Below are 3,034 nucleotides of genomic sequence, written 5' to 3'. Positions count from 1 at the left end.
CGGGTCGGGGGGGCCGGGGGGCGCCGGGGGGGAGGCGTCCCCGCAGGCGCGCTCGGGTTGTTGGACATCGCTTACCTGACCGGCGGCCCGCGACGGGTGGTCGAGACGTCCGTCGCCGGTCTCATCGACTCCGGCGCGCTCGTGCCCGCCCGCAGCGGGTCCGTGCGGCTCGTCGGTTCCGCCGTCGCGGACCACCCGGTCGACCAGGCCGTGCTCGCCGACGCGACGCGCTACCGCTACCGCACGCTGGCGCTGCTCATCACGTCGGTGTCGGAACAGGACGCACCGCGCGCGGTCGGCCGTCGTCTGTCCGAAGAGGACTACCTGGTGACGCCCGAGGCGGCGAGGTCGCGGGCGCGGTGGGGTGTCGTGCCGATGGTGCTGCTGTTCGTGGTCGGCGTGGTGCGCTGGGCGAACGGACTGATGATCGCCGCGCCCGTGGGGTGGTTGACGCTGCAGCTCGTCATCACCGGCGTGCTGATCGCGTTGCTGGTGAAGGTGAACCCGTTGACGCGCACCGCCAAGGGTCGTGCGGCGGTGGCGAAGGCTCGCGCAGGCGAGAACACCGGGGGGTGGGGAGGGACCAGCTCGGCGCGCGACGTCGAGCTGGTCGCTCTCAACGGTTTCGGCAGCCACCCGAACATCGCGTTGCGCGCGGCCGTGCGACCGAAACCGCGTCCGCGTGCCGGGCGTTCCCGTCCCCGTCGTCGTGCGGCGTCGGGCGGCGCTTACGCGGCCGGTTCGTACACCGCCGGTTCCAGTTGCAGCTCGGGCAGCAGTTGCAGCTCGGGGAGCAGCTGCGGCGGCAGCAGCGGTTGTGGCGGCGGCGGGGGGTGCGGCGGGGGCGGGAGCTGACCCGTTCCCCGTCCCGGTCGGCGCTGGTGGCTCCTAGGGTGACGTCATGACGTTCCTGTGGTGGTACGGCCCGGTGCTCGTCGCCGCGGTGGTGGTCGGCCTGCGGGTGAAGCGGGTCGCCGGCGCCGTCCCCGACCGGCCGCTGACGTTCGAGGAGATCGGCTACCTCGGCGGTGGCCCGGTGCGGGCGGTCGAGGTGGCGCTGGCGGGGTTGGTGGCCGAGAATCGGGCGAAGGTGTCCGGTGCGGTGGTCGCGGCCGTGCCCGGTGAGGAGCAGCCGTCGACCGCGTTGCAGCGGATCGTCCTGTCCCGACTGACGCCGCGTGCCGCTTCCCACCGCGAGCCGCTTCCCCCCATCGATCTGGACGAGCTGGTGGTGCGTGCGGCGACGAGCGGTCCCGCTCGGCAGATCGGGCAGCGCTTGGTCGCGGGTGGACTGCTGGTGTCACCGCGGCGGCGGTTGGCGCGGGCGGTGCTGGCGGTCGTGCCACTGGCGGTGCTCGTGGTGGTCGCCGCCGTGGCCGGTCCGGGCGGGTGGGTGACGGTGACGGCGCTGTCGGTCACCGGTGCGCTGGTCGTCGTGCTGCTGCTCGGTCCGCCGCCCGTCCTGACCAGGAGGGGCGCGCGGGCGTACGACGAGGCCACCGCGGGCCTGGCCCCGGTCGACCCGGCCGAGGTGACCGCCCGTTACGGCTTGTCGCGCTCGTCGGGACTGCCCGGTTCCGCGGGCTCTTCGGGGCTGTCCGTGCCGTCCGCGTCGCGCAAGGGGTCGGCGCGGGCGGACACGGCGGTGTTCGACGGCGAACGGGCGGAACCGATCGCACCGGAGGAAGCGTCACAGGCACCGCTACCCCGGCGCAGGCGTGCCGTGGTGGTCGAACCTCAGCGCTGGCAGCGGCGCAACGGCTGGCTGGTCGCCGGTGGGTGGTTCGCGGGTGGTTGGTTGGCCGGGCAGTGGTTGGAGGGCGATGAGGGTGGCGACTTCATGGACGCCGATTTCGGCGGGTTCGGCGGGTCCTGAGGGGTCGACGCCCCAGCCGGGACAGGCCGAGCCGGAGGAGCAGGGCTTCCTGGTGGGCGGTCCGGGCCGGGCGGCCGAGGTCGCGATCGTGTCGCTGGTGGAAGCCCAGGCGGTGCGGATCTCGCGCGAGGGCCTGGTGAGCGCCGTGAGCCAGAGCCGACCGGACAGTGCCGCGCGAAGCCCGCTGCAAGCCCACGTCCTGCGCTCACTCCCCCAGTCGTTGGGGGACGTCATCGCCGCGACCGCGAGCAGCGCCGAGGCGCAGTCGCTCGGGCAGCACCTGGTCGACCGGGGTCTGGCCGTGTCGCCGGCCCGGCGTCGCGCGGTGCGCCGGCTGCGGCGGCTGGTGATCGCAGCCGGCGTGGCGACGGTGTTCGCGAAGGTCCTGCTGGACCTGCCGTTCGCCGTAGCCGCCGTGGCGGTGGTGGGCGGCCTGCTGGTGTCACTGGTCCTGGCCCGGGCCAACCGCCCCCTGACCCGCTCGGGGCGGCGCGTGGTGCGGGACCTGAAGCGGGTGGCCGTGTCGCCGAACCGGCTCGCCCTGGTCGCCTACTACGGGCTGCTGGGCAAGGTCGGACGCCACCACGTCTGGGAAGTGCTCGGCATCGCACCGGCCGCGGCGGCAACGCTCCGGCGCCGGACGCGCCGCAGCGGATCCAGCGACGGCAGCTCCTGCGGTGGGTGCGGGAGTTGCGCGAGCAGCAGCTGCGGGAGTGACAGCGGCAGCTCGTCGTGCGGGGGCTCGTCGTGCAGCAGCTCGTCGTGCGGGGGTGGCGGCTGCGGCGGTGGCGGTGGCGACTGACGAGCGTGCCAAGGCGACGACCGGCGAGCAGCGAGCAGCAACCGGCAGCGACCGGCAGCGACCGGCGAGCATCAGGGCCGCCAGCGGCAGGACCGCAGGCAGCAGGGCAGCGGCCAGCGGCGGGGCGACCAGCGGCAGGGCGGCCAGTGGCGAGGCGCCAGCAGGCAGGGCAGCGGCGGGGCGGGGCGGCGGCCGGCAGACAGGGCGGCGAGCGGCTGACGAGCGGTGGCACCGGGTAGGCGGCTGACGGGCGGTGCGGTGGTGCGGGCAGAGGGCGGGCGGTGACAGCGATGGCCGTGCGACGGCAGCGGCCTGGCGGTGGTCCGGCTGCGCGGGTGGCCGGGGCGGCGGGCCGG

The 3,034-nt window shown here is 75.3% G+C and carries 3 protein-coding genes; all 3 read left to right on the top strand.

What is annotated here, in order from left to right; all coding sequences use genetic code 11:
- The coding region (locus AB0G02_RS25060) for a TIGR04222 domain-containing membrane protein (protein ID WP_360797980.1) at positions 1 to 855 on the top strand (855 nt) is incomplete at its 5' end.
- Positions 856 to 901: 46 nt separating this feature from the next.
- Positions 902 to 1,876 (top strand): TIGR04222 domain-containing membrane protein, encoded by a 975-nt coding sequence (locus AB0G02_RS25055; RefSeq protein ID WP_360797978.1) that lies wholly within the window; start codon positions 902 to 904, stop codon positions 1,874 to 1,876.
- Entirely contained in the window at positions 1,830 to 2,678 is an 849-nt protein-coding gene (locus AB0G02_RS25050; protein WP_360797976.1) for a TIGR04222 domain-containing membrane protein, read from the top strand. Before AB0G02_RS25055 ends, AB0G02_RS25050 begins: the two co-directional genes overlap by 47 nt.
- The last annotated feature ends 356 nt before the right edge of the window (positions 2,679 to 3,034 follow it).

The organism is Actinosynnema sp. NPDC023658, from assembly GCF_040639995.1.
Taxonomy (GTDB): Bacteria; Actinomycetota; Actinomycetes; order Mycobacteriales; family Pseudonocardiaceae; genus Actinosynnema.
Note: the sequence above shows the minus strand (reverse complement) of the source record. Positions and strands in the feature narration are given on the sequence as shown.

Coding starts and splice junctions, on each gene's coding strand:
- AB0G02_RS25055 (WP_360797978.1), top strand. CDS start 902: ATGACGTTCCTGTGGTGGTACGGCCCGGTGCTCGTCGCCGCGGTGGTG.